We start from the raw sequence: 22,121 nt of genomic DNA on the forward strand, positions 1-22,121 counted from the left end.
GACATAGTACTGCTCATAGAAGGAATCCCCCCCTCCTTTCCGGCCTCAAGGCCGGTGAGCGTTAGCGAGAGGTGGGGGAGGATGTCAAGGCGGTTGGTCATACTGGAGAATGAAGGATAACCGCAGCTTCGGCTGCGGTTATTCACTTTGGACGCCTGACACAACGTCTAACTCAGGGCGCCGGCGATGCCAGCGGCTTCCCCTTCTCGACCACGTACACGCCAAGCACCCGCGTCGCCGTGCTACTGCTGTTGTGGGCGTCATGCACCACGCCGGCAGGCACTACGAACGATTCACCGGCCTTGACCGTGCGCGGCGACTGGCCGTCGATCAGGAGTTGCACCTCGCCTTCCATGACGTAGCTGATCTCGTCTCCGGGATGCGTATGACGCCCGGCATAGGCGCCTGGCGCCACCTCCACGCGCGCGACCACAGCTTCGCGACCTGGCACGGATACGTCGGCCCGTCCGACCAAGGTGCGAGTCAGGCCCGAACTCTGCGCTAGCGCGCTACCTGCCATCAGTGCCACGGCGCCCAAAATGGCCAAATGCTTGTAGTGCATGATGTCTCCTCGAAATTATTTTTCGGATTTTCGGAGATGGGTATCCCATCTAGTCCCAGCTAGCAGGCCACCTGCGGCGTAACATGGGCATCTTCTGCCACTGCCTGATATGTCCCCGCACACCGGATACCCAACAACCATGAATGCGTTCGCAACGACATATACAGCGATTCTCGAACGTGATTAATGTCTTGGTCCCTCCGTCGGCCTGGCAGCGGCGAAGCCGCCAATTGCGGAGAGCCTTTCGCCAAAGCCCTCATTGTATGTACGAAACCGAATGCGGATTCAACCGGTCGATGCAACAGCTTGATGGAATCGTTCAGCCGGTGTATCGACCGATTGAATCCGCAGTCGTATTGAGACGCTCGCGAGGGGGGCCACCGACGGCAGCAGCGGCTGCAATGCCTTCCACAATTCGGTGTTGATCTTCTTCCGTGCCATGAGACATGGCAACGCTCAACGGCCATGTGACGATGACATGGTTTTGTTAGCGGCACTTAGCCCGGACTACCGCCCTGCGGTGGAAACGTAGCAGTGCCCTGCTCGACGAATCGACGCCCGCCTCTCAGTTCACGGCCGGCTTGCCGCAGCGGCAGCGATGAGACAGCATGGCTTAGCGACTGATAGCTCTGGTGCAGCATCGATTCGATGATTGCCCAGTCCGCGTCCGTCATGTCGCCCGCTTCTGCGCGGGCATCGCGAAGCAGCATCGCTTGCGCGCGCAGCCGCCCGTGTTCGCGCGTGGCATTCGCGGACACCATGTACAGCGACGCCGCCGCTTCCGCACAAGCGTTGGTCAACGCATCGGGCCCATAACCCTCATGCTCCCGATGCACGATCCACCATTCCAGTTCCAGCCTGGTGGTTCGGGCCATGTCGAAGTTGCGGTCCCCCGTGTTGTGGATCAGGGTGAAATAGGTCTGCAGCGCGGGCAACGCCTTTTCGTAGTCGCTGCGCTGCTTCCCCTCTTTGAAGGTGAAGGCGGCGGAGGCGCCGTAATAGGCGCCGACGTACGACCTCAGCCACGGAAACCGATACTGCGTGCGCAGGGTCTGCGCCAGTTCAAGGAAGAGCGAGACGGGTCGGCGATCGTAGTACGAACGCCACATCCTCGTTTCCAGCGTGCCGGTCGCGATCGGATCGAAGCGGCTCAGGTCGCGGTGCCATGGCCAGAAAAGATCGGCTGCGGCATAGCCGATCAGTAACAAAAGCGCGACCAGGATCGCCCGTCTCGAACGTCCTGGCCGGGCAGCAGTCGGATAGCGCCTCAGGCCGCGAAGGGAGGCGTGCCGGGTTGTGTGCATGTACGCAACAAGCGCCTGGTCTATTTCTTGGCTACGCGCCCGAGGACGGCAGCCAGCTCGGCATCTTCGAGGACCGGCATGATCTCCAGCTCCATCAGATCGCTCCACTGATAGGCGAACTCGGTGAGCTTGGCCGCATCGTCGGTTTCGAGCAGATCGAAGCCCGACCCGAGATCGGCGCTGGTCCATCTGCCCAGCAACTGGACGCCCTCCGGCGGTAGCCCGCCGGTTCGCAGAAAGCGCTCGATCGCTTCGGCGCGCTGCTCCGTATCCGGAGCCCAATGGAAGGTCATCATGAATTTCATGGCGGCATCTCCTGATGGTGGTGTCTCAGCTCCCCCTACTTCTATATACGTTCCGGCGCGCCATGCGGATGCGATCGAGCGTGCGCGTCTCCGCGCGTGGCGAAATGGGGGAGTTTGTGACCTGTCGGGATGCCCGGAACGGACGCCGCCCGACGCCTGTCACCCGACGCGGACGCCTGGCGGCGCTAGCAGGTGAGGTGCAGGATCGCGTTGGCGCCTTTGGGGTTCGCCTCGAGCGTCTCGATGGCGTCGGCTGTCGGCTGGATGACCAGCTCGACATGGCGCCGTTTCGCCTCGCGCTTCACCTCGTCCATCACCGGCAACGCGCCGGTTCCGGTGCCGACCACGAGTTTGCTGCAGTTCCAGGGGATGTCTTCCTGGATCGACAGCGGCGTGTGGCCGAACGCTTCGCGGAATGGCTTGGAGGGGCCCTTCTTGCGTTTGCGGACCTTGCCGTGGTCGATGACTACGTCGTGGTCGTATGTGACGCCGTCGATACTGATGGTGCCGAAGGAGAATGATTCAAACCGCATTTGGGGCTCCTCTGCGATTTGGGTGCGCGTTACTGTGCGCGGTGGTTGGCCTTTGCGTGCGCCCGCTTTGGTCGGCAGACGTGCTGGCGAGGTGGTGCGGTCAGGCGGCGCGTTGCGCGGGGTGCTGCAGGCTGGCCTTCAGTTCCTCGCGTTCGGTGAAGGTCGGGTTGGCCTGCCAGCCGACTAGTTCGTCGTGCCAGCTCTCCCACGCGTTCTGGTCGAATTCGAAGTCCTCATCCAGCCGCCCGCCGTCGCGCAAATAAGCGCCGATCACCTGCGTGCCATCCCAGTAGGCAACGGCCACGTCGGAGAAATCGGCAGTGGTTCCGATCGGCATGTCGCGTAGCAACATCGCCAGGTTTGCCTTGAACGCTCGGAATTCTTGGGAGGTCATGGCGGGCTCCGGTGCGGAGGCGGAAGATGATGGAAGGTTGCACCTGATCTTTCGGCGCGTCAATTTGGAGCGTTGACCGGCCCACTTAGGGCCGCCGTGAAAGTCGACAAGAGCCGACCGGGCCACAACTGGCGGAGGTCGCTTGCCGGCCATCTACGGACGTTGCCTCGCGCTGTCCTGAGTACATCCGAACGTCTGGGCTAGCCAAACAGCGGCCTTTCGCCCATTGATTGCGCCTGTCCAACCTGTGCGACTACTCCAACTTGCGCGTCGCCGCCAAGACTTGGGGGATCACCACGGTCAACGAGCGTGGCCGCCGGCTGGCGCGGGCGTGGGAGATCGCCAAGTACTTTGCTGGCAAGCCCAGCATCTTGAGCATGAGTCCGGTACCGATGCGCTTTTATTCCGCTCCGATTCCTTCGCCGCCGACGCCTGATCTGCCGATCTCGCGACAACCTAGGCGCAGACTGTTCTGCCTTTAGCTGAAAGGAGACAGGCAGGAACACTCACGGTGACCAGAGTACAGCGAGAGCACAAGGCTGGTAGCCCATCGATTTGAAGGTGCGCGTCGCATTCGGGAGAGCGTTCCCGGATCCCTCAGATCGCCTGCAAGTTTGGAAGGAGGCGATCGAACTCCTGCTTGACCACGGTGTAGCACTCGCACACGCGAGCCTCCAGGCCAGGCCGGTCCAACACGTCGATGCACCCGTGGTGATAACGAATCAGGCCTGCCTCCTGCAATTTCAGCGCTGCATCGGTCACGCCTGCCCTTCGCACGCCCAGCATGTTGGCAATCAGCTCTTGCGTCATGCGAAGTTTGTTGGTCGGCAAGCGGTCCAGGCTCAGCAGGAGCCAGCGGCAAAGCTGCTGGTCAATGGAGTGATGCCGGTTACAGACGGCGGTCTGCGCCATCTGTGTAATCAGTGCCTGGGTATAGCGCAGAAGTAGCCGTTGCATTGGCCCGCCACGGTTGAATTCCGCTTTCATTGCTGCACGGTCGAGCGTATAACCTGCTCCCGCACTCTGCACGATCGCGCGGCTCGGCATGGTTTCTCCACCCATGAAGATGGCGATTCCGACGACACCTTCATTTCCTACGATGGCGATCTCGGCCGACGAGCCGTTTTCCATGACGTAGAGCAACGACACGATCGCCGTGGTGGGGAAAAAAGCATAGTCCAAGCGGTCGCCGGACTCGTAGACGGCGCGCCCCAGCGGAAGGTCAACGGGCACAAGTTGTGTCGCAAGGCGAGACCATTCTGCCTCTGGCAGAACGGACAAGAGATGGTTCCCTCGTGGAACGTTCAAGGGCAGCATATCTCGCTTCCTTCGTGCAATCTTGCGTTCCGATGGCGAAACGCGAAACAGACCAAAGACGGGTAAGCATCGCATTCCAATATATACCGCCTGCACGCACGAGGGGCGGAGGAAACCTCATTCGGCCGGCACGAAGTGCCTGATCAGATTCTTCCGACACGCACAATTGGCAGAACCTGCACGATAGCGTACCGACAAGGCGCTGCCCATCTCCTATCGTGACCGTGTCGATTCCATCCTGCGAACGTGCGTGGATGGTGAACACCGAGCCTCGAGCATCGACATCGCCGGGTTCGCACGAAAATTATGGAGGGCGACATGCTTAACCATCACACAGGTCACAGCGTGATTCTCTTTCCGGCTTCGGATGGCGGTTGGTGCTTTGCCGAGGTCGATGGCGCATCGGTCGATCGCTTTGGCCCCTTCGATTCTCACCAGGCTGCCGACGAGCTCGTTTCGGTCTTGTTTCCCGAAGTTCCCAGGGTGGAGCTCAGCAATTCATCCGAATTGCTGGACGACAGTGCACTGATGATCCTCGGGAATGCAGAGCTGATGACAAAGAACACGTGCATACATCCGCGCCTGGACGGGGCGCCGAATAACGTCGATCACCGCGACACGGCCGAAGCGAACACAGTCGACGCCCAGCTCCCTCTGTAGGAGAAAACTTCGAGGAGAGGCCTTACAGGCAGCATCTTTGTTGCAGCCGGGCTTTGGCTCTCCTGGAAGGCTTGGTGAGACTCACCAGCGGCCGAGCACCCTGCGGCCGATTTTCCATACTTGTGACCGTTGTAGCTTGGAAGCTGCCGTTGGGATAGTGATGGGTCAAATGGCCGAAAGGGATCGGTCAGAGACGGCCACGCTTTGGCGGCGGGCATCCGATCAAGCAGGCCGTGATGGCCGGCATGGGCATCAGCCTGCTGTCGCTGCACACGCTGTCGCTGGAGCTGCGCACCGGCGAGATCGCGCTGCTGGACGTGACCGGCACGCCGATCGAGTGCTTCTGGCATGTCGCGCATATGTCCAGCAAGCGTTTGTCACCGGCCAGCGAGAGTTGCCGCGCCTATTTGCTTGAGCACACGGCGGAGTTTTTTGGGAAGGAATATGGCGGGCTGATGCCCGGGCGGCGCGTGGCTTGAGGTGCCAGTGCCCGATTGGCGGCGGTCACGCCTCAGTGCGACATGAAGACTGGCAAGCCTGACTGGCGCAGCAGAGCGCGGGTGGTGCCACCCAGCACAAGCTCCCTCAGCCGGGAGCGGCCATAGCCGCCGGCGACCAGCAGGTCGGCCTGAACCTTGTCCGCAAGTTGTGGCAGAACGTGGTCGGGATCGCCCTCTCCGACCAGCAGATTGGCGTGGATGCCATGGCTGCGCAGCCATGCTGTCAGCCGATCCGCGCTGTCACGATAGGCCTCTTTCTCACCGGCAGCGCTGTGCTTGCCAGCGCTGACCACCAGGACGGTAACGGCGCTGGCATGCACAAGCCACGGCAGTGCGTCCGCGACCGCCCGCGCAGCCTCCCGGCCGCCGTTCCATGCGATGGCGACATGGCCACCAACTCGCGGGACGGATGTGCCGGGCACCAGCAAGATGGGCCGGCCTGCATTGAGCATCGCGTACTCCGCGACCCCGGCCAGCAGAGCCGGCACATCGGCCTGCGCCGAGGGCGATGCGGGCAGGATGAGATCGGCGAAGCGGCCCTCGTCGGCAAGCGCCCAGCCAGACTCGGCATCGACAACGATGTGCCGGGTGGGAATGGCCGGCGACACTTGCCTGGTCAGCGTGTCGAGTGCGTTCTTGTGACCGGCAGCCAGTTTGTGCAAATGGCTCGCGGCAAGCACGGCGTATTGCCCGGCTTCTTCGCCCGCCCCACGAAACGGCTCCAGGTGCGTTCCTGTTGCAGTCAGTCCGACCACGCTGCCGCCGGACGTTGCGGCAAGCCGTGCTGCCGTTTCAATGCGCGCGGACCGTGCAGCATCTTCGCTGAGGTCGACAAGGATGGTTCTGAAGTCCATGACGGGATTCCACTCTTTGGTTTGACTTCGCATCATCGTGAAAACAGCACCGGTGCCGTCATCGAGTCAAGCAGCGTATGCGTGACACCGCCCAGCACCAGTTCCCGCATGCGACCGTGTCCGTAGGCACCCATCACGATCAGGTCGGCATTGAAATCCGCCGCGCGCGAAAGGATGAGTTCGCCGATGGTCAGGTCAGCCCCACCGGGACCGTGTTCGATTTCCACGGCCACGCCGTGGCGCTCCAGCACGCGTGCGGCGTGGCCGACCGGGGTGGCGTCGGCTCTTGCCTCCTTGGCCGCGGTCTGTGCGCAAAGAATGCGTGCCTGTGCGCCGGCCATCAGCGGCACGGCGTCGTGAAGCGCCCGCGCCGCCTCGCGGCTGCCATTCCACGCCACGATAACCCGCGTACCCAGCGTTGGAAACGTGCCCGCGCACGGCACGACGAGCGTCGGTCGGCCGGTCTCCAGCAGCAGCGATTCCAGTAGCTGTCGGGCCACCGGACCTTCGGTATTGCCGGGGTCGTACTGGCCGGCAACGACCAGGCCGGCCTCGCGGGCCTCGCGCAGCACGGATGCCACGGCCCCCAGCTCCGCAGCGCGCCACTCCGCGCGCACTGGCATGGCCTGGGTTGCAGCCAGAAACTGCGCCCGGACGTCTTCCCTGACCTGCTTGCGCCGGGCCAGGTCGTCCGCAACATATTGCTGCGCGCCATCCATGAGGTAGAACCAGGCAGGATCGGGAATGAAACCGGCATACATGCCGATCAGCCGGCACTGGCTGGCCGCCGCAACGCGCCCCGCCACTTCGAGCCGCTGCCGTGCCTGCGGATTGCTGTCCAGATGCACCAGGATGCTGTCGTAAGCCATGTTCGCCCTCTCCCTCAACTACAGACCAGTCTAGGCAGCAAGGCAGACCGGCGCTTGACCCGGATCAACGGTCCTGCCCTGCGGCGACATGGCTCTCGTATCGCCCTCGTGTGCGGTGGAGACTACCGCGAGCAAAGGGTATGTGGAGCCGTCAAGCAATGTGGTCATCACTCCAGTTCGGGTTGCGATCAATAACTCGCCACGCCAGCCGCTTCAGGTTGACGCATGTCAAGCGCGTATCGAGGCCGGCGTCTACGCTGAATGCAGAGAATCACAACATTGAGCACACCCTTGCCCCTCAGGAGACCCATCATGTACCAGCGCATCCTGCTCGCCGTCGATGGCAGCCGTTCTTCCGACCTGGCACTGAGCCAGGCCATCATCATCGCCAAGGCAACCGGGGCCGAGGTCAAGGCGTTGTTCGTGGTAGACGACAGCGATGTGTTCTTCGAGGCTAGTTACTTCAACCCCAAGGAACTGATCGACAACATCACCGCGCACGGCCGCAAGGCGCTGGATGCCGCCTCGGCCAGGCTCAGCGAAGCAGGCGTGCGCAACACGGTGAAACTGGATGAAAAGCCGGTGGCGCCCGGCCGGATCTCGTTGACCATTGTCACCGAAGCCGATGCGTGGAATGCCGACCTGATCGTGCTTGGCACCCATGGCCGCCGCGGCGTCCGGCGCCTGCTGATGGGCAGCGTGTCGGAAGGCGTGCTTGCCAAGACCAGCAAGCCCGTGCTCCTGGTCCGCAGCGAAGTCGAAGGTTAGGCGCGCCAAGGCGCCACGGGCGGCGAAGGAGTGCCACGCCATGTCCCACCAAACCATGCGTGCGATGGTCTTCGAGGGCGCAGGCCTGCCGCTGCGCCTTCACGAGTTGCCGGTTCCCGACCCGGGGCCCGGCGAACTTCGCATCGCCGTGGGGGCTTGCGGGGTGTGCCGGACCGACCTGCATATCGCCGACGGCGACCTGCGCCATCCCAAGCCGGTGCTCATCCCGGGGCATGAAATCGTCGGACAGGTGGATTCGTGCGGCGCCGGTGTCACCGCCTTCAAGCCGGGCGACCGCGTGGGTGTGCCCTGGCTCGGACATACCTGTGGCCGTTGTCCCTACTGCCTGCGTCATCACGAAAATCTCTGCGACGCGCCGCTATTCACTGGCTATACCCGCGATGGCGGCTATGCGGAGTATGTTGTTGCCGACAGCGGCTATTGCTTCCGGATTCCGCCCGGCTACGACGACGAGCACGCCGCACCACTACTCTGCGCCGGCCTGATCGGCTACCGGACGCTGCGCATGGCGGGCGTAGCCAGCCATGCGCACCGCATCGGCATCTACGGCTTCGGCGCCGCCGCCCACCTGGTGACGCAGATCGCGGTGGCACAAGGCCGCGAAGTCTACGCTTTCACCCGCGCGGGCGACGCAGGCGCCCAGCAACTCGCATACCAATCCGGCGCGTGCTGGGCCGGCTCGAGCGACCTCCAGTCGCCCGTGCCGCTGGACGCCGCACTGATTTTCGCCCCGGTGGGCGCGCTGGTTCCCAAAGCGCTGCGCGCCGTGGACAAGGGTGGCATCGTGGTCTGTGGCGGAATTCATATGAGCGATATCCCAAGCATGCCTTACCAGCTGCTTTGGGAAGAAAGGCGCCTGTGCTCCGTAGCCAACCTCACGCGTGCCGACGGCATCGCACTGATGGATATCGCCGCCCGGACCCCGCTGCATACGCACACCACCGCGTATCCGTTGGAGCAGGCCAACGAAGCACTGGCCGACCTGCGCGAGGGCCGCCTTACCGGCGCCGCCGTCCTGAAACTCCGTCAATAGATCCTTGGCAGATATATCGATGAGCCGTTACCAGACACGTTTTCAGGCGCGTGAGCATGCGGGCTCGGAACTGGCCTGGGCGTTGCGCGCGTATCGGGGAACCGGTGCCCTGGTCCTGGCGATTCCGCGCGGCGGCGTGCCGGTCGGGCGCGTTGTGGCCGACGCACTGAGCGCTGACTTCGACCTGGTGATGGCGCGCAGGATCGCTCCTGGCGTAGCACTGGACGACTCTGGCGCGACATGGTGCACGGACGCAATGAACGCAAATGGCGGCGCCAGCAGCCAGCGTGATGCCCAGTTCGACCAGCTTCGCAGGCAGCGCGCCGTGTATACGCCGGTTCGCAAGCTGGCGGATCCGGGCGGTCGCGTGGTGATCGTCGTGGATGACGGCCTGGTGAGCGGCGCAACGATGTATGCGGCCCTCGCAAGCCTGCGCAAGCGGCACCCTGCCCGGCTCATATGCGCGCTCCCGATCGCCACCCCAGCCGGGCTGGACCGGGTGCGCGCGCTGGCCGACGAAGTCATCTGCCTGGATACGCCGGACCGCATCGAAAACCTCGCGCACTTCTATCATGAGTTCCAGTTGGTCAGCGACGACCGCGTCCGGCAGTTGACAGGGATACCGCCAGCGCAACCCCATACCCGCGCCCGGCCAAGTGCGGTGGCAGGCGTGCCATCGTTGAGCGAGGCGATGCTGATTCCGTATCAGACTACTCGGCTCCGGGCCATGCTCGAATCGGCGCCGAACCCGATCGGCGTCGCGGTGATGGTGCATGCCGGTGGCGCGCAACGCCGCGCAGCCCGCAGCCATTACCTGGCACGCAAGCTACGCGCGAAAGGATTCGCCACCTTGCTCGTAGACCTGCAGCCTGACAGCCGCGTCGACGACGCACCGGAATCGGACGTCGATGAGCTGGTGGCAAGATTGGACCAGACCTTGAGCTTCCTGCGTACTGGGTCGCCCTGCAAAAGCTTGCCTGTGGGCTTGCTCAGTACCGGTACCGCCGCGGCGGCAGCCCTGCGCTCGGCCGCGTGCAGCGCGACGCAACTCAGCGCTGTAGCCTGTGTTGCGGGGCGGCTGGATCTCGCGGGCAGCGCAACCCTGCAGCAGCTCGAAATCCCTGCCTTGCTGATATGTGCCAGCGGCAATCCAAAAGACATTCAGATCAACAATCTTGCATTCGAACAGATGCATTGTCCGCGGCAACTGAGGCTCATCCCGACCAGCGGCCGCGGATTTGAAGACCCCAGGGCCCTGGAAGACATCGCGGCACTCACGATAGGCTGGTTCGAGCGGCACCTTGCGCCCCCATCTCGTCCCGGCCTGGGTTACGGCGGATGACAATACCTGGCGGGTTACGCTGGGCTGCGCCTAATGCGTGAGGCTCAGCGTCGCTGATCGTGCGCGAGGATTTCGGCTTCGAAGAAGGGCTGTTCTCGGGCTTCGATCCGCAGAAGCTCGTCTACGACAAATCCTCCCGGAACTATGAACTCGACGGGGCGGGAAATGCGAAACGCGATCCCTCGATGCGCCATCCGCGCTGCGTGCTGAGCTGCAAAAACGAATCACGTCAAAACACGAAACCGCGCTGGCCGCCAATCCAGCAGACTACCTCGAATCACTCGAGCACATCAGCGCCAGCCTTAGTTGCGTCCTGTCCCTGCTGGAAGTGGAAAGCGAACGTTCCGAGGCATGCCACGCGCCGGACAGCCAATTCACGTCAAGCCACCTTCTAAAGCCAGAAGCCATACAAGGGTTGCAGGTGCCTACTTGCCGCCGACGCCGACCTTGCCGCGCCCGACCTTTCGATGCGGCACACAGGGGCGCAGCCTCTTCCTGGAGCCAGCCGCCAACGTGACGTGCTCCGCAGGGTAGCGGGTCGTCCTGTGCAGCGCGGCCTGATAGGCGGAATGGCCCGGATCGATGCGCTTGATAGCTGACATGACTGACACCTCCTCAGAGGATTCTAGTCCGAAACGGCACGGCGCTTATGCGGCCCGTCGCATATCGACTGAATACCTTTGTCCGATCCTCGTATCGTTACGTGCATACTCACGTGAACCGCAAATGACGAGAGACGACCGATGAACTTTGCAATCCTCCTCGCCCACCCCTGGTTCGGCACCTGGACGGCATCCGTTATCGCTGTCCTCCTCGCGTTGCTGGCGCATCGTCTCGGTGGCGTGCTGCTGTTGCGTATTACCCGCTCTGCCCCAGTGCTGAATGCCATCGTGAGGAAGGGTCGGGCCCCATCGAAGGCAGTCTTGCCACTGCTGGCGCTGCAGGCAGTCTGGCAGGCCGCGCCAGGCGATTTGCGCTGGATTGACAGCGTGCAGCATCTCAACGGTGTGTTGCTGATTGCCGCAACCACCTGGCTTGTGGCGCGTATCATCGCCGGTTTTGCGCAAGGCGTACTGGACCAACACCCAGTGGATGTAGAGGACAATATGGGTGCGCGGCGTATCCACACGCAAACGCACGTTCTCTCCCGCATAGCGATGACGCTTGTCGTCCTGATAGGTGCGGCTATGCTGCTCATGACCTTTCCAGCCGCTCGGCATGTCGGCGCCAGCCTGTTGGCCTCGGCGGGCGTGGTCGGTCTGATTGCGGGCTTTGCGGCCAAGCCCGTGTTCAGCAACATCATAGCCGGGCTGCAACTCGCCCTGACTCAGCCCATCCGGCTCGATGACGTGCTCATCGTCGAAGGCGAGTGGGGCCGGGTGGAGGAGATCACCGGCACGTACGTCGTGCTCCGGATATGGGACGAGCGCCGTCTCATCATCCCGTTGCAGTATTTCATCGAAAAACCGTTTCAGAATTGGACTCGCAGCAATGCCCAGCTTACGGGATCCGTGTTCTTCCACGTGGACTACGGCATGCCGCTGGCACCGCTACGCAAGGAGTTGGAGCGCATCGTGCGCGCAGCGCCCGAGTGGGACCAGCGGTTCTTCAATCTGGTGGTCACCGACGCCACGGAGCGGACGATGCAGATCCGCGTACTGTGCACGGCAGCGTCATCTGGCCTGGCGTGGGATTTGCGCTGCGTGGTGCGCGAAGGGCTGATCGACTTCATGCAGCGCGAGTTCCCGCAATTCCTGCCGCGGCTGCGAATCGAGGACAACGACGATGTGCCGCAGCGAACCACTCCTGCACAAGTCTCCTGAGCGCGACTGTCGCGCATTTGGAGCCGGAAACCGGCATCCAATGCTGCCGTGACCAGCCGACATCGCTTTCGCTCGGGACGCAATGGGATTCGCATTGACATAGCTCTCCCCCCATCGGTTCCTCGGCTTGGCCGAAGATCCGTCCGACGCGATACGAGCACGAAAATCCGTATTGGTGAAATCCGCCGTCTGAGTGACCATCTGAGCCTGGAGGAGAACGGCTGAATCCACAGTCGGGAAGAGCCGAAGGGCGCCCTCCCCCTAGTTGGCGGATGTCGGCCAGTAGCTGTCGTTGAATGAAGCCCGATTCGACGGCTGAGGTTGAAGCAAGAACGGACGTCTGGGCAAGCCCTCAGTGCAGGCCAGAAATGTGGCGAAAAAGCACTTGCTGTCGAGATATCTACATTATTGAAATGCGAGTCATGGGCTTCTAACATGCGCTCATGACAGCGTTTAACCATACTTGGGCCTTGCTGATCGTCACGACAAGCAATTCGTCGATGCGGTAGCCGTGGCCATGATCACACCCGGCCCGGTGGTCATCACTGTCGGCTTCATCGGTTACCAGGTGGCCGGGCTGCCCGGCGCCTGCGTGGCGGCACTTGCAACGTTCCTGCCCTGCTATTTGTTCACCGTGCTGCCAGCCCCTTACTTCAAGAAGTACGGAAAACTACCAGCCATCCTGGCCTTTGTCGATGGCGTCACGGCGGCTGCGATTGGCGCCATCACCGGTGCAGTGTTCGTGCTGGCCAGGCGCTCGATTGTCGACGTTCCGACCATCCTGCTGGCGCTGGGCACGGTCGCGTTGCTGCTGAAATTCAAGAAGCTGCCTGAGCCGGTCATCATCACCTGCGCCGCGCTGATCGGCCTTGCCGTTTATCCGGTGCTGCACCACTGAATTAAACGAACCAGGGGACACCATGACCTACGAAATGAAACCGCTGACATGCGATCCAGCCCGGCTTTCGGGCCTGTCGGAGAAACTGATTGTCAGCCATTACGAAAACAACTATGGCGGCGCGGTGAAGCGGCTGAATGCGATTACCGCAGAGCTGTCAGCACTCGACGTGGCAGCCGCACCGGTCTTTGTGCTGAACGGCCTGAAGCGCGAAGAACTGATTGCAACCAACTCCATGATCCTGCATGAGGTGTACTTCGACAGCCTCGGCGACGGCGGCAGTCCAGGCGGCGAACTGGGAGCGGCGCTCGTGCGCGATTTCGGCTCTGTCGCGCGCTGGCAAGCGGAGTTCACCGCCATAGGCAAGGCACTTGGCGGCGGCTCGGGCTGGGTACTGCTGACTTACTCTCCGCGCGACGCTCGCCTGGTCAACCAGTGGGCTTCCGACCACGCCCATACGCTGGCTGGCGCGACGCCGATCCTGGCGCTGGATATGTACGAGCACTCCTACCACATGGACTATGGTGCGAAGGCCGCGGCCTATGTCGATGCGTTCATGCAGAACATCAATTGGGCAAGGGTCGCCGATCGCTTCGGAGGCGTGGGCAAATAGCCAGGGAGAATTCCCGTCGCCTGGACCCAGCCACCACCTCGACGAACCAGAGCGGAGACCGCCATGAAATGGATTACCCGGGAACGCCCCAAGATCGACCGCATCGCTTGCCCGTGGCTCATCGCCCGGTTCATCGACGAGGCGCCGGAATTTCTTTATGTGCCCGCCGGCGATGTGTTGCGCGTGGCAGGCGAGACCGGCGCGACTCCCTATGACATCCCCGGCGTGGAGCTGTCGCATGTCGGTGAGCTGTGCAGCTTTGACGCCTTCCTGGACAAGTACGGCCTGCCCGATCCCGCCTTGCGGCAACTGGCGGAAATCGTGCGCGGCGCCGACACGTCGAAGCTCGACCTGACGCCGCAGTCTCATGGACTCTATGCGATTTCCCTCGGCCTCTCGCAGGTGTATGCCGACGATCACGAGATGCTCGGCCATGGCATGGTGATGTACGACGCGCTCTATGCGTGGTGCCGGCACTGCCAGGCGGAAACCCACCGCTGGCCGCCGAAGATGCCTGCCTGAACGCTGCGCCCACCATCAGCCAGGAGATGCCACATGAAGACGATTCTCCTCATTGTTTTGTTGCTGGGGATGGCCATACCGGCCATGGGCGAGACCATGGCACCGGGCACGCCGTTGCAGCGTGCCCGGCTTGCTGGCGCTTACTCGACCGCGATGCCTTTGTCGCGGATCACCTTGCCCCACTTGGCGTAGTCCTGCTGCATACGCTGGCCCATCTGCGCCGGCGCCTGGAAGTTGGCAATGGCACCCGCCTTCAGCAGCTTGTCCTGGACATCCTTGTCGGCCAGGATCTTGCCGACCTCGCCAGCGACGCGGTCCACCACCTCTTTGGGCGTCCCCGGCGGCGCCAGCAGGCCGCCCCAGGAAACGGCGTCGTAGCCCTTGAAGCCTTGCTCGGCAATGGTCTTGACGTCGGGCAGCATGCTCACGCGCTGCGGCGAGCCGACCGCGATGGCACGCAGCTTGCCCGCCTGGATGTGCGGCAGCGCGGCGACGAGGTCGGCGTACATGATCGGGACCTGGCCACCGAGGGTGTCGCTGATCGCGGGCACGCCGCCCTTGTAGGGCACATGCTGCATCTCGAAGCCGCCAATTTGCTTGAGCAGTTCCATGCTCAGGTGGCCGAAGCTGCCCGCGCCGGAGCTGGTGTAGTTGAGCTTGCCCGGCTGCGCCTTGGCCTGTGCGATCAGCTTGGGCAGGTCCGTCACGTTGGGCAGCAGCGTCGGGTTGACCACCACCACGATCGGCAGGTCATAGACGGTGGCGACGGGCGTGAAGTCCCTGGTCGTGTCGTAGCCCGCCTTCTTGTACAGGTGCGGCGCCAGCAGCGTGGGCGTGGCCAGCATCATCAGCGTGTAGCCGTCGGGCGCGCTCTTGGCCACCTGGGCGGCAGCGATGGAACCCGATGCGCCGGCGCGGTTCTCCACCACCACCGGTTGCTTGAGGCGCTCGGCCAGCTTCTGGCCGACGATGCGCGACGCCGTATCCGTGGGCCCGCCCGGCGGGAACGGCACCACGAGCTTGATCGGCTTGCTCGGCCAGGATTGCGCGAAAGCGCTGCCGACCAGCAGCGGCACCGCGGCCAGGGCCAGGATGGCACGACGCCGGGAGTGGACCATACGGGTGAAATTTCGAGTACGCACGATTGTTGTTCCAGTTGAATCAGTGCAAGGGAACCCAAGCCCCCCTTGCCGGGCAGGGCTGCGCGGACGTCCATGTGCGTCCGCGCGGCGCGAATGCTCAGGCCTGCTGTGGTGCCTCGGGCAGCGTCAGCACGCCGCGGGCCTGCAGTGCCTGCAGCTGGTCATCGCTCATCTGCAGCAGGCTCTGCAGTACCGCCCGCGTGCCCTCGCCCAGCGTCGGCGGCGCGTTGCGGATCGGCAGGCGCTGGCCATCCAGGCGGTAAGGGGGCGCGAACACGTGCGTGCTGCCTGCCACGGGATGGGGCATCTCGCGCAGCAGGCCGCCCTCGCGGGTCCGCTCGCTGGTCAATGCCTCGTGCAGTCCCGCCACCTTGCCGCAGGGAATGCCGCAGGCCGTCATGCGCTCCAGCAGCAGGTCGCGCGCAAAGCCGCGGATCAGGCCAGTGATCAGCGGGGTCAAGGTCTCGCGGTTCTTGGCGCGCTCCACATTGGTGGCATAGCGCGGGTCCTCGACGATGTCCGGACGCTCGACGACCTGGCGGCAGAACTTGTCGAACTGGCTGTTGTTGCCCACGGCGATGATCAGCGGGCCATCGGCGGACTCGAACATGCCATAGGGCACGATGGACGGATGGGCATTGCCATAGCGTGCGGGGTCGCGCCCGAGCAGCATGGCGTCCAGGCCGTAATAGCCGGTGACCATCAGCCCGCAGTCGTACAGCGCCATCTCGATCAGCTGGCCCTTGCCCTTGCGCTCGCGGCGGAACAAGGCCGCCAGCACCGCCTGCGCGGCATACATGCCGGTCATCAGGTCCACCACCGCCACGCCGAACTTCAGCGGCGGCGTGTCGGCTTCGCCGTTGAGCGCCATGAGCCCGGCCTCTCCCTGGATCACCAGGTCATAGCCCGGACGCTTGGCCTCGGGGCCGCTGCTGTCGTAGCCGGAAACCGCGCAGTAGATCAGCTCGGGCTTGATGGCCTTGAGCTGTTCGTAGCCGAGGCCCAGCTTCTCGGCCCCGCCGGTCTTGAAATTGTGGATGACCACGTCGAACTGCGGCAGCAGATCGCAGACAATCTGCAAGCCTTCCTTGCTCTGTAGATCCAGCGTGATGGACCGCTTGTTGCGGTTCATGCTGTTGTAGTAGGTCGTCTCGGTCTTGCCGATGCGCATACCCCAGTCGCGCGTGTCGTCGCCGCGGCCGGGGTGTTCCACCTTGACCACCTCTGCGCCGAAATCGGCCAGGACCTGGCCACACAGCGGTCCGGCAAACACACGCGACAGGTCGAGTACGCGCACGCCCTCAAGCGGGAAGTCCATGCCTTGGGATTGGTCAGGCGTTTGCATTGTTTGTCTCCATGGGCTGTTTCGAGGCACGAGCCGTCTGTGAATAATCGTAGCTTATGTCGGGCTGGCGTCACGCGATGCCGGCAGGGCTGCCACAGCGCAGCACCCTGGATGCGGCGTGCCGGAATCCCGAATGTCGGTGCCGGCGATGAAGACTGCAGTGCACCTCCGACGACGGTGCGACAGAAGGAAGCAGAAGCTTCCTCGGGCGTGGCCGGGTCCCCATCGCGGTCAGCCTAGCATTCTTGCTTGGATAATACCGCTATACAATCCCGATTCAAATTGACAAAATGTTCAATAAAATTTGACAGTGAATCGGGCCGCTGAGGCGCCCTCCGTCGGCGACCTTGACCCGAAGTTGTGCTTACTTGAGCAAGAAGGCGGTTCTGATTGCACCGCCCTATCCCCCGCAGGTCAGGGCTGGCTCTTTGGGGCCGACGCAGGGTGGCTACGCGTGGCCGCTGCCGAAGCGCCTTGGCCGCCTGCACGCCCCATATTACGGTCAACGTCGCCGTGAGCTGCGCTCTTGTCCTTTTTGGCGCTCTCGCCGGAGGCACCGCTGGCGGCCTGCCCAGACGGCTCCGCGCGCCTGCCAGTGTCAGTCCCTGGTGTTGGAGGGGAGCCGTAGCGGCCGCCCTGGGCCCAAGCCGCAACAGCCGTAAGCGAAAGGGCGGCGAGAAAGGCTAGCTTTTTCATTGCTGTCTCCGTTCATGTGAGATAGCGCGCTTAGAGATAGAGGCGTATTAGATTTTTCAAACCTTCTTCACATAAGAGTTGCACCAACCGTTTGCTGCGACCTGCTTACTACCGAAAATGGGACAGGGTCCCCACGCGTCGCTGGCTTTTCCTTGAAACAATTGGCAGTTGCTGCACTTCTGGCTTGCCTCGTGCCTTGGAAATTTGGCCTTATCGACCTTCGTTGTTTCGTGCTTGTATCCCAGTGAGACGGCTTGTGGATCGTTCTCGTCAAGCTTCCCCGCTTGTGCATTTGCCGGGGACTCGATGCCACCCACTGCGGCCGCAACAACGCCCGATATACCCTTCAAAAATGTTCGTCGAGTAGTCATCGCAGCACCTCCAATCAAGACATTGTTGGTCAGCTTGTATTCGCCTCCCATCCTTTCACGCTAGACGTTCGAGCGGCAAACACAAGCCATGAGGCACGCTTTGCCTCGAACCGAAAAGTGCAGCGCAAGCCGCTGCGACCGGCATAACCCAGTGTCGCCCCCTGGGGATAGTGCCGCGGCGGCAAACTGCATTGCATGAACGCCGGGCCGCGCGGGTGGCATCCGCTCCATCCCTTGCCATCGCCCTGCCCCAGCCGAAACATGGTTCAGGAAAGCACCGCTTGCAAGCAGGAGGTTAAAAAGCCAGGTCTCATACAGAATTAACAATTCGTCATCTTGCCAACGAGACAAGTTGCCTAAGCTGAGGCGAGCCGTCTGCAATTGGAGGAGGCCCTCATGCATTGCAATAACAAGCTTATCCCGTTGCTAGCCGGAACCGCGCTCTGCGCAGCCTTGACGGTCAGCCCCCCCAGCCAGGCGGCCACGCTGGTTTCCGGCCCCAGCCCATTTGCCGGATGCACCGTTGGCGGCGGCACCGGCATAAATTATTTGAATGCAGAGGTCGAACCTTATCTGGCCATCAATCCCGCCAACCCCACCAATTTCATTGGCGTGTGGCAGCAGGACCGCTGGTCGGATGGCGGCGCACGTGGTCTGGTTGCCGGTTCCTCCTTCGATGGCGGCAAGACCTGGACGCAGACGGTCCTGCCGTTCAGTGCCTGCGCCGGCGGGCTCGGTTACGAGCGCGCCTCCGACCCGTGGGTGTCGATCGGGCCCGACGGCACCGCCTATGCGATCTCGATTTCGTTCAACCGCTCCAACAACAGCAACGCGGTCGGCGCCGCGGTCTCGCGCGATGGTGGCAAGAGTTGGCAAAACCTAAGTGTCATCATTGCGGATAACGAACCCTCTTCGCAGTTCTTCAACGACAAGGAATCGGTGACGGCCAATCCGGTCACCCCTGGCGTTGCCTACGCCGTATGGGACCGTCTCGAGCAGCCGAATGCCAATCCGTATGCCAATTTGCACACCGCCGCCTTCCGCGGACCCGCGCTGTTCTCCAAGACTGTCGACGGCGGCCTGACCTGGAGCCCGCCGAAAGTGATCGTGAACACCCCGTCGCGGCAGCAGACTATTGGAAACCAGATCGTGGTCAACTCGCAGACCGGCACGCTCTACAACTTCTTCAACCTCATCAGGCCGCCCTTCAATATCACCGCGTCCAAGGTCGCGTTCGTCATGTCTACCGACGATGGCGCCACCTGGACCAAGCCTGACGTCATCGCCGACATGCGCACGGTGGGGGTGACGGATCCCAATACCGGCGAAGCAGTGCGCACCGGGGACATCATTCCCGAGCCCGCCATCGACCCGGCAACCGGGCAACTCTACGTGGTGTGGCAGGATTCGCGCTTCAATGGCGGGCTGTACGATGAGATCGCCATGTCGACATCACGCGACGGCGGCCAGACCTGGAGCACTCCGATTCGCGTCAATACGCCTACCGGACGTCCCGCGTTCACGCCGTCCGTGCGAGTCAATTCTGCCGGAATCGTTGCTGTTACCTACTACGATTTCCGCAACCTGGCCACCGGCAACACCACCACGCTGCCGACGGACTACTGGCTCACCACCTCGGGCAACGGGGGCCTTTCGTTCGGCGGCGAAGTGCATCTGGCCGGTCCCTTCGATATGAAGACGGCACCGGCGGCATCGGGCTTCTTTGTCGGAGACTATGAAGGGTTGGCGACAATGGGAAATGCCTTTGTGCCCTTCTTTGTCCAGGCGAACTCAGGCAATACGGCGAATCGCACAGATGTGTTCGTGGTTGCTCCGTAACAGTCCTGCATCATCGCTGCCTGCCTCTCCTGGCCGACGCCAGGTGAGGAGGAGGCGTGGTTGCAACGATGCCTAGAAAGCCAGCGCTGTCAACTTGCTGGTAGTGAGCCGAATCTGAGGCAGGCTGGTACCACAGAAATCAGGGGCGCGAAGTACCGATCCCCATTTCTTTGAAGAACTCGTGCCCCTTCACGATGCACTGCTGCTTAGCAGCTTTAGATTTTTTGTACGCCCTTCTTCCGTCTCGTATCGACGTCAATGACGCAAAAGTCGCGCTGAACCATTGCGGGTGGTTCTCGCGGATATCGGGGCAATAAAGGCCCGGTGGCGAATCAGGATCCCCCATGTTTGCAAATTGCGTTTCCCCGCTTTAGCAGGGGGAGGCTTCCCACCGCGGAGGGAAGCTGTCAGGCTCGCCGATTGCGGCCCCGCGCAATGCGGATTTGCGAACGCCGGAGCCGCCAATTGGGCTTGCGCGCCTTGGCACGGGCGCGGCAGCGCCAGGTATTTATAAGACAGGACTTTTTTAGGGATGAATCAAGCGATCTTGCAATATCTGACCGAGCGCCACTGTTCCTCGCAATGGCGTGACGTGCTGACGGCGTTGGCCGAGGAACTCTCGGGGGTGATGGACCCGCCCAGCCTGCGCGCCTTCATGTGGCGCGTTGGCGTGCGATTTGCCCAGCGGTTTGATCCGGGCAACTGCGCCACGCTGGCCGAACTCGAGCGGGCGCTTGCGCAGATCTGGCTGGACGTGGACTGGGGATGGGCCAGCATCGAGGATGCTGGCGGCGCGCTGGTGATCCGGCATTACTGCGCGCCGCTGCAGGCGGCGCTCGGCGAGTCATCCGCCAGCTGGTCGCCGGCATTCCTGGAAGGGGCCTACCAGCACTGGTTTCGCATGCTGGGTTCGTCCGACACCCTGAAAGTCAGCCAAAGTACGCCGATCGATGCTGCCGGGTGCCTGGAATTCCGGTTTGGCCGTTGAGGCGACGCGGGCCCGCCCTGCATTGCCGGGACGCTCCCCCAAGCAACAGCACTCCTCTCCGTGAGGTCAGAATCATGAGCCAGTTAGACGACCTGTCCCAGCTGTTCCAGCGCTTTGGCGGCAAGACGGAAACCTATAAAGAGATCGTGCGCGAGGACGCCGCGGCGCAAGCGCGCGAGCGTTGGCCGCTGTTGTCGGCGGTGCGGGTAGACGCCGCCGGCCTCGTGCCGCCGGTCCATGCAACCGCACAGCCTGCGGCGGCACCCGTTTCGCCCGTCGAGCCACCGGCCATGACGGCCGCAGTAAGGCCGATGGCAAAACCGGTCATGGCGCCCGCGATGGCGCCGCGCTTCCGCACGCCCGAAGGCATGCCGCCCGCATCAGGGCCGGCACCTGGCCTCGCATCCGGTCTCACGCCTGCTGCCGAGCCTGCGGCAGCCTCCAGCCCGGCCGCCATCTGGACGCCCACACCCCAGCCGGCCGAGCCGGAGCAGCCAAGCCCGCTCCGGCCTGCCCAGCCGGTCGCCGCCGGCACCGAACTGTCACGCGTGTTCGCCCGGCTCGAAGGCCGCCCGGAGCCGGCTCCGGCCAGTGAGCGGGTGCCCGCCCGCCGTTCCTTCCTCGATCGGCTGAATCGTTCGTGAAAATCATTGCTGTTGTCTCGGCCAAGGGCGGCGTGGGCAAGACCACGCTGTCGGCCAACCTCGCCGAAGCCCTGGCCATGGCCGGCGAGCACGTCCTCGCCGTCGACCTTGACCCGCAGAATGCACTGCGCCTGCATTTCGGCATGCCGCCGCACGAGGTGTCGGGCCACGCGCGCGCCACGCTGGCAGGAGAGGCCTGGCAGCAGAGCATGCACCGCGGCCGCTCGCGCGTGGTGCTGATGCCGTTCGGCTCGCTCAACGAAGCGGACCGCTCCGCCTTCGAGGCCCATCTCGTCACCCGTCCTGGCTGGCTGCGCACGCAGCTCGGCACGCTGGGCCTGGGGCGCGACGACGTGGTGGTCATCGATACGCCGCCGGGCCCTTCGCCCTACATGCGGCAGGCGCTGTCGTGCGCGCAGCTTTGCGTGATGGTCTCGCTGCCGGACGCCGCCTCGTACGCCACCATGCCCCTGATGGAAGACCTGATCCGCACCTATTGCGAAGGCCGTCCCGATTACCTTGGCCACGTGTTGGTCATCAACCAGGTGGACGTGAGCCGCCAGCTCGGCAAGGACGTGGTGCAAGTACTGCGCGCCCAGCTCGGCGAGCGCGTGCTGGGGGTGATCCACCAGGACCAGGCCGTGGCCGAGGCGCTGGCCTACGACCGCAGCGTGCTCGAGTACAACCCCCATAGCCAGGCCACGCACGACCTGCAGCGCTGCGCCGCGTGGCTGCGCCGCGTCATGGCGGCCCATGGAGAAGCCGCGTGAAGCCAGAC

General features: G+C 63.2%; 24 protein-coding genes and 1 pseudogene. 13 read left to right on the forward strand and 12 right to left on the reverse strand.

Going from position 1 to position 22,121, the window contains the following annotated elements:
• Positions 1-172: 172 nt before the first annotated feature.
• From ACW4E8_RS39185 to ACW4E8_RS39210, 6 genes are all read right to left on the reverse strand, one after another.
• Positions 173-562: a cupin domain-containing protein gene (locus ACW4E8_RS39185; protein ID WP_456809388.1), complete on the reverse strand. Its 390-nt coding sequence runs from the start codon at positions 560-562 to the stop codon at positions 173-175.
• Between the two features lie 497 nt (positions 563-1,059).
• On the reverse strand, positions 1,060-1,866 hold the full coding sequence (locus ACW4E8_RS39190) for a hypothetical protein (RefSeq protein ID WP_456809389.1): 807 nt from the start codon (positions 1,864-1,866) through the stop codon (positions 1,060-1,062).
• Positions 1,867-1,886: 20 nt separating this feature from the next.
• Positions 1,887-2,171: a DUF3303 domain-containing protein gene (locus ACW4E8_RS39195; RefSeq protein WP_456809390.1), complete on the reverse strand. Its 285-nt coding sequence runs from the start codon at positions 2,169-2,171 to the stop codon at positions 1,887-1,889.
• 185 nt (positions 2,172-2,356) lie between these two features.
• Complete coding sequence (locus ACW4E8_RS39200) at positions 2,357-2,704, reverse strand: MTH938/NDUFAF3 family protein (protein ID WP_456809391.1); 348 nt, start codon at positions 2,702-2,704, stop codon at positions 2,357-2,359.
• A 100-nt stretch (positions 2,705-2,804) separates the two neighbouring features.
• Positions 2,805-3,098 (reverse strand): hypothetical protein, encoded by a 294-nt coding sequence (locus tag ACW4E8_RS39205; RefSeq protein ID WP_035821276.1) that lies wholly within the window; start codon positions 3,096-3,098, stop codon positions 2,805-2,807.
• A gap of 597 nt (positions 3,099-3,695) precedes the next feature.
• Positions 3,696-4,415: a Crp/Fnr family transcriptional regulator gene (locus ACW4E8_RS39210; RefSeq protein ID WP_456809392.1), complete on the reverse strand. Its 720-nt coding sequence runs from the start codon at positions 4,413-4,415 to the stop codon at positions 3,696-3,698.
• A 318-nt stretch (positions 4,416-4,733) separates the two neighbouring features.
• Between ACW4E8_RS39210 and ACW4E8_RS39215 the strand changes: the two genes are divergently transcribed.
• Both ACW4E8_RS39215 and ACW4E8_RS39220 read left to right on the forward strand, forming a co-directional pair.
• Complete coding sequence (locus ACW4E8_RS39215) at positions 4,734-5,075, forward strand: hypothetical protein (protein ID WP_456809393.1); 342 nt, start codon at positions 4,734-4,736, stop codon at positions 5,073-5,075.
• Positions 5,076-5,257: 182 nt separating this feature from the next.
• Positions 5,258-5,554: a LysR substrate-binding domain-containing protein gene (locus ACW4E8_RS39220; RefSeq protein ID WP_456809411.1), complete on the forward strand. Its 297-nt coding sequence runs from the start codon at positions 5,258-5,260 to the stop codon at positions 5,552-5,554.
• 32 nt (positions 5,555-5,586) lie between these two features.
• Here the strand turns inward: ACW4E8_RS39220 and ACW4E8_RS39225 are convergent, their stop codons facing one another.
• The gene (locus ACW4E8_RS39225; protein WP_456809394.1) at positions 5,587-6,429 is read right to left on the reverse strand and encodes a universal stress protein; all 843 of its coding nucleotides are present in this window, start codon (positions 6,427-6,429) and stop codon (positions 5,587-5,589) included.
• A 32-nt stretch (positions 6,430-6,461) separates the two neighbouring features.
• Positions 6,462-7,298 (reverse strand): universal stress protein, encoded by an 837-nt coding sequence (locus ACW4E8_RS39230; RefSeq protein WP_456809395.1) that lies wholly within the window; start codon positions 7,296-7,298, stop codon positions 6,462-6,464.
• A 312-nt stretch (positions 7,299-7,610) separates the two neighbouring features.
• On the opposite strand from ACW4E8_RS39230, the gene ACW4E8_RS39235 reads away from it, so the two are divergent.
• Genes ACW4E8_RS39235 through ACW4E8_RS39245 form a run of 3 tightly spaced genes read left to right on the forward strand, consistent with a single transcriptional unit; the run spans position 7,611 to position 10,462 of the window.
• Positions 7,611-8,066, forward strand: coding sequence for a universal stress protein (locus tag ACW4E8_RS39235; protein WP_456809396.1), 456 nt, complete (start codon positions 7,611-7,613; stop codon positions 8,064-8,066).
• 40 nt (positions 8,067-8,106) lie between these two features.
• On the forward strand, positions 8,107-9,120 hold the full coding sequence (locus ACW4E8_RS39240) for a zinc-dependent alcohol dehydrogenase family protein (protein WP_456809397.1): 1,014 nt from the start codon (positions 8,107-8,109) through the stop codon (positions 9,118-9,120).
• Positions 9,121-9,139: 19 nt separating this feature from the next.
• Positions 9,140-10,462 carry a phosphoribosyltransferase family protein gene (locus tag ACW4E8_RS39245; protein ID WP_456809398.1) on the forward strand — a complete coding sequence of 441 codons (1,323 nt, stop codon included), beginning with the start codon at positions 9,140-9,142 and terminating at the stop codon, positions 10,460-10,462.
• Positions 10,463-10,887: 425 nt separating this feature from the next.
• On the opposite strand, the gene ACW4E8_RS39250 is transcribed toward ACW4E8_RS39245, so the two are convergent.
• A complete protein-coding gene (locus ACW4E8_RS39250) occupies positions 10,888-11,064 on the reverse strand; it encodes a hypothetical protein (protein WP_456809399.1) in 177 nt (58 codons plus the stop codon).
• A gap of 141 nt (positions 11,065-11,205) precedes the next feature.
• On the opposite strand from ACW4E8_RS39250, the gene ACW4E8_RS39255 reads away from it, so the two are divergent.
• The 4 genes and pseudogenes from ACW4E8_RS39255 (at position 11,206) to ACW4E8_RS39270 (ending at position 14,318) form a co-directional block, all read left to right on the forward strand.
• Positions 11,206-12,285 (forward strand): mechanosensitive ion channel family protein, encoded by a 1,080-nt coding sequence (locus ACW4E8_RS39255; protein ID WP_456809400.1) that lies wholly within the window; start codon positions 11,206-11,208, stop codon positions 12,283-12,285.
• A gap of 481 nt (positions 12,286-12,766) precedes the next feature.
• A pseudogene (locus ACW4E8_RS39260) lies at positions 12,767-13,183 on the forward strand (chromate transporter); the annotation flags it as partial.
• Positions 13,184-13,205: 22 nt separating this feature from the next.
• Complete coding sequence (locus ACW4E8_RS39265; RefSeq protein WP_456809401.1) at positions 13,206-13,796, forward strand: superoxide dismutase; 591 nt, start codon at positions 13,206-13,208, stop codon at positions 13,794-13,796.
• Positions 13,797-13,859: 63 nt separating this feature from the next.
• On the forward strand, positions 13,860-14,318 hold the full coding sequence (locus ACW4E8_RS39270; RefSeq protein ID WP_456809402.1) for a chromate resistance protein ChrB domain-containing protein: 459 nt from the start codon (positions 13,860-13,862) through the stop codon (positions 14,316-14,318).
• A 140-nt stretch (positions 14,319-14,458) separates the two neighbouring features.
• Here ACW4E8_RS39270 and ACW4E8_RS39275 read toward each other — a convergent pair whose 3' ends face one another.
• From ACW4E8_RS39275 to ACW4E8_RS39285, 3 genes are all read right to left on the reverse strand, one after another.
• Positions 14,459-15,436 (reverse strand): Bug family tripartite tricarboxylate transporter substrate binding protein, encoded by a 978-nt coding sequence (locus ACW4E8_RS39275; protein ID WP_456809412.1) that lies wholly within the window; start codon positions 15,434-15,436, stop codon positions 14,459-14,461.
• A gap of 121 nt (positions 15,437-15,557) precedes the next feature.
• Entirely contained in the window at positions 15,558-16,805 is a 1,248-nt protein-coding gene (locus tag ACW4E8_RS39280) for a CaiB/BaiF CoA transferase family protein (protein ID WP_456809403.1), read from the reverse strand.
• A gap of 752 nt (positions 16,806-17,557) precedes the next feature.
• Positions 17,558-17,923 carry a high-potential iron-sulfur protein gene (locus ACW4E8_RS39285; protein WP_456809404.1) on the reverse strand — a complete coding sequence of 122 codons (366 nt, stop codon included), beginning with the start codon at positions 17,921-17,923 and terminating at the stop codon, positions 17,558-17,560.
• 345 nt (positions 17,924-18,268) lie between these two features.
• Between ACW4E8_RS39285 and ACW4E8_RS39290 the strand changes: the two genes are divergently transcribed.
• The 4 genes from ACW4E8_RS39290 to bcsQ all read left to right on the forward strand — a co-directional run bounded on the left by ACW4E8_RS39290 (position 18,269) and on the right by bcsQ (position 22,113).
• Complete coding sequence (locus ACW4E8_RS39290; RefSeq protein WP_042885625.1) at positions 18,269-19,711, forward strand: sialidase family protein; 1,443 nt, start codon at positions 18,269-18,271, stop codon at positions 19,709-19,711.
• Positions 19,712-20,243: 532 nt separating this feature from the next.
• Positions 20,244-20,699: a cellulose biosynthesis protein BcsD gene (gene bcsD, locus ACW4E8_RS39295; RefSeq protein ID WP_456809405.1), complete on the forward strand. Its 456-nt coding sequence runs from the start codon at positions 20,244-20,246 to the stop codon at positions 20,697-20,699.
• A 74-nt stretch (positions 20,700-20,773) separates the two neighbouring features.
• On the forward strand, positions 20,774-21,343 hold the full coding sequence (gene bcsP, locus ACW4E8_RS39300; protein ID WP_456809406.1) for a cellulose biosynthesis protein BcsP: 570 nt from the start codon (positions 20,774-20,776) through the stop codon (positions 21,341-21,343).
• Positions 21,340-22,113 carry a cellulose biosynthesis protein BcsQ gene (gene bcsQ / locus ACW4E8_RS39305; protein WP_456809407.1) on the forward strand — a complete coding sequence of 258 codons (774 nt, stop codon included), beginning with the start codon at positions 21,340-21,342 and terminating at the stop codon, positions 22,111-22,113. The genes bcsP and bcsQ overlap by 4 nt, the downstream gene beginning before the upstream one ends.
• Positions 22,114-22,121: the final 8 nt, after the last annotated feature.

This window comes from Cupriavidus sp. CP313, assembly GCF_054072015.1.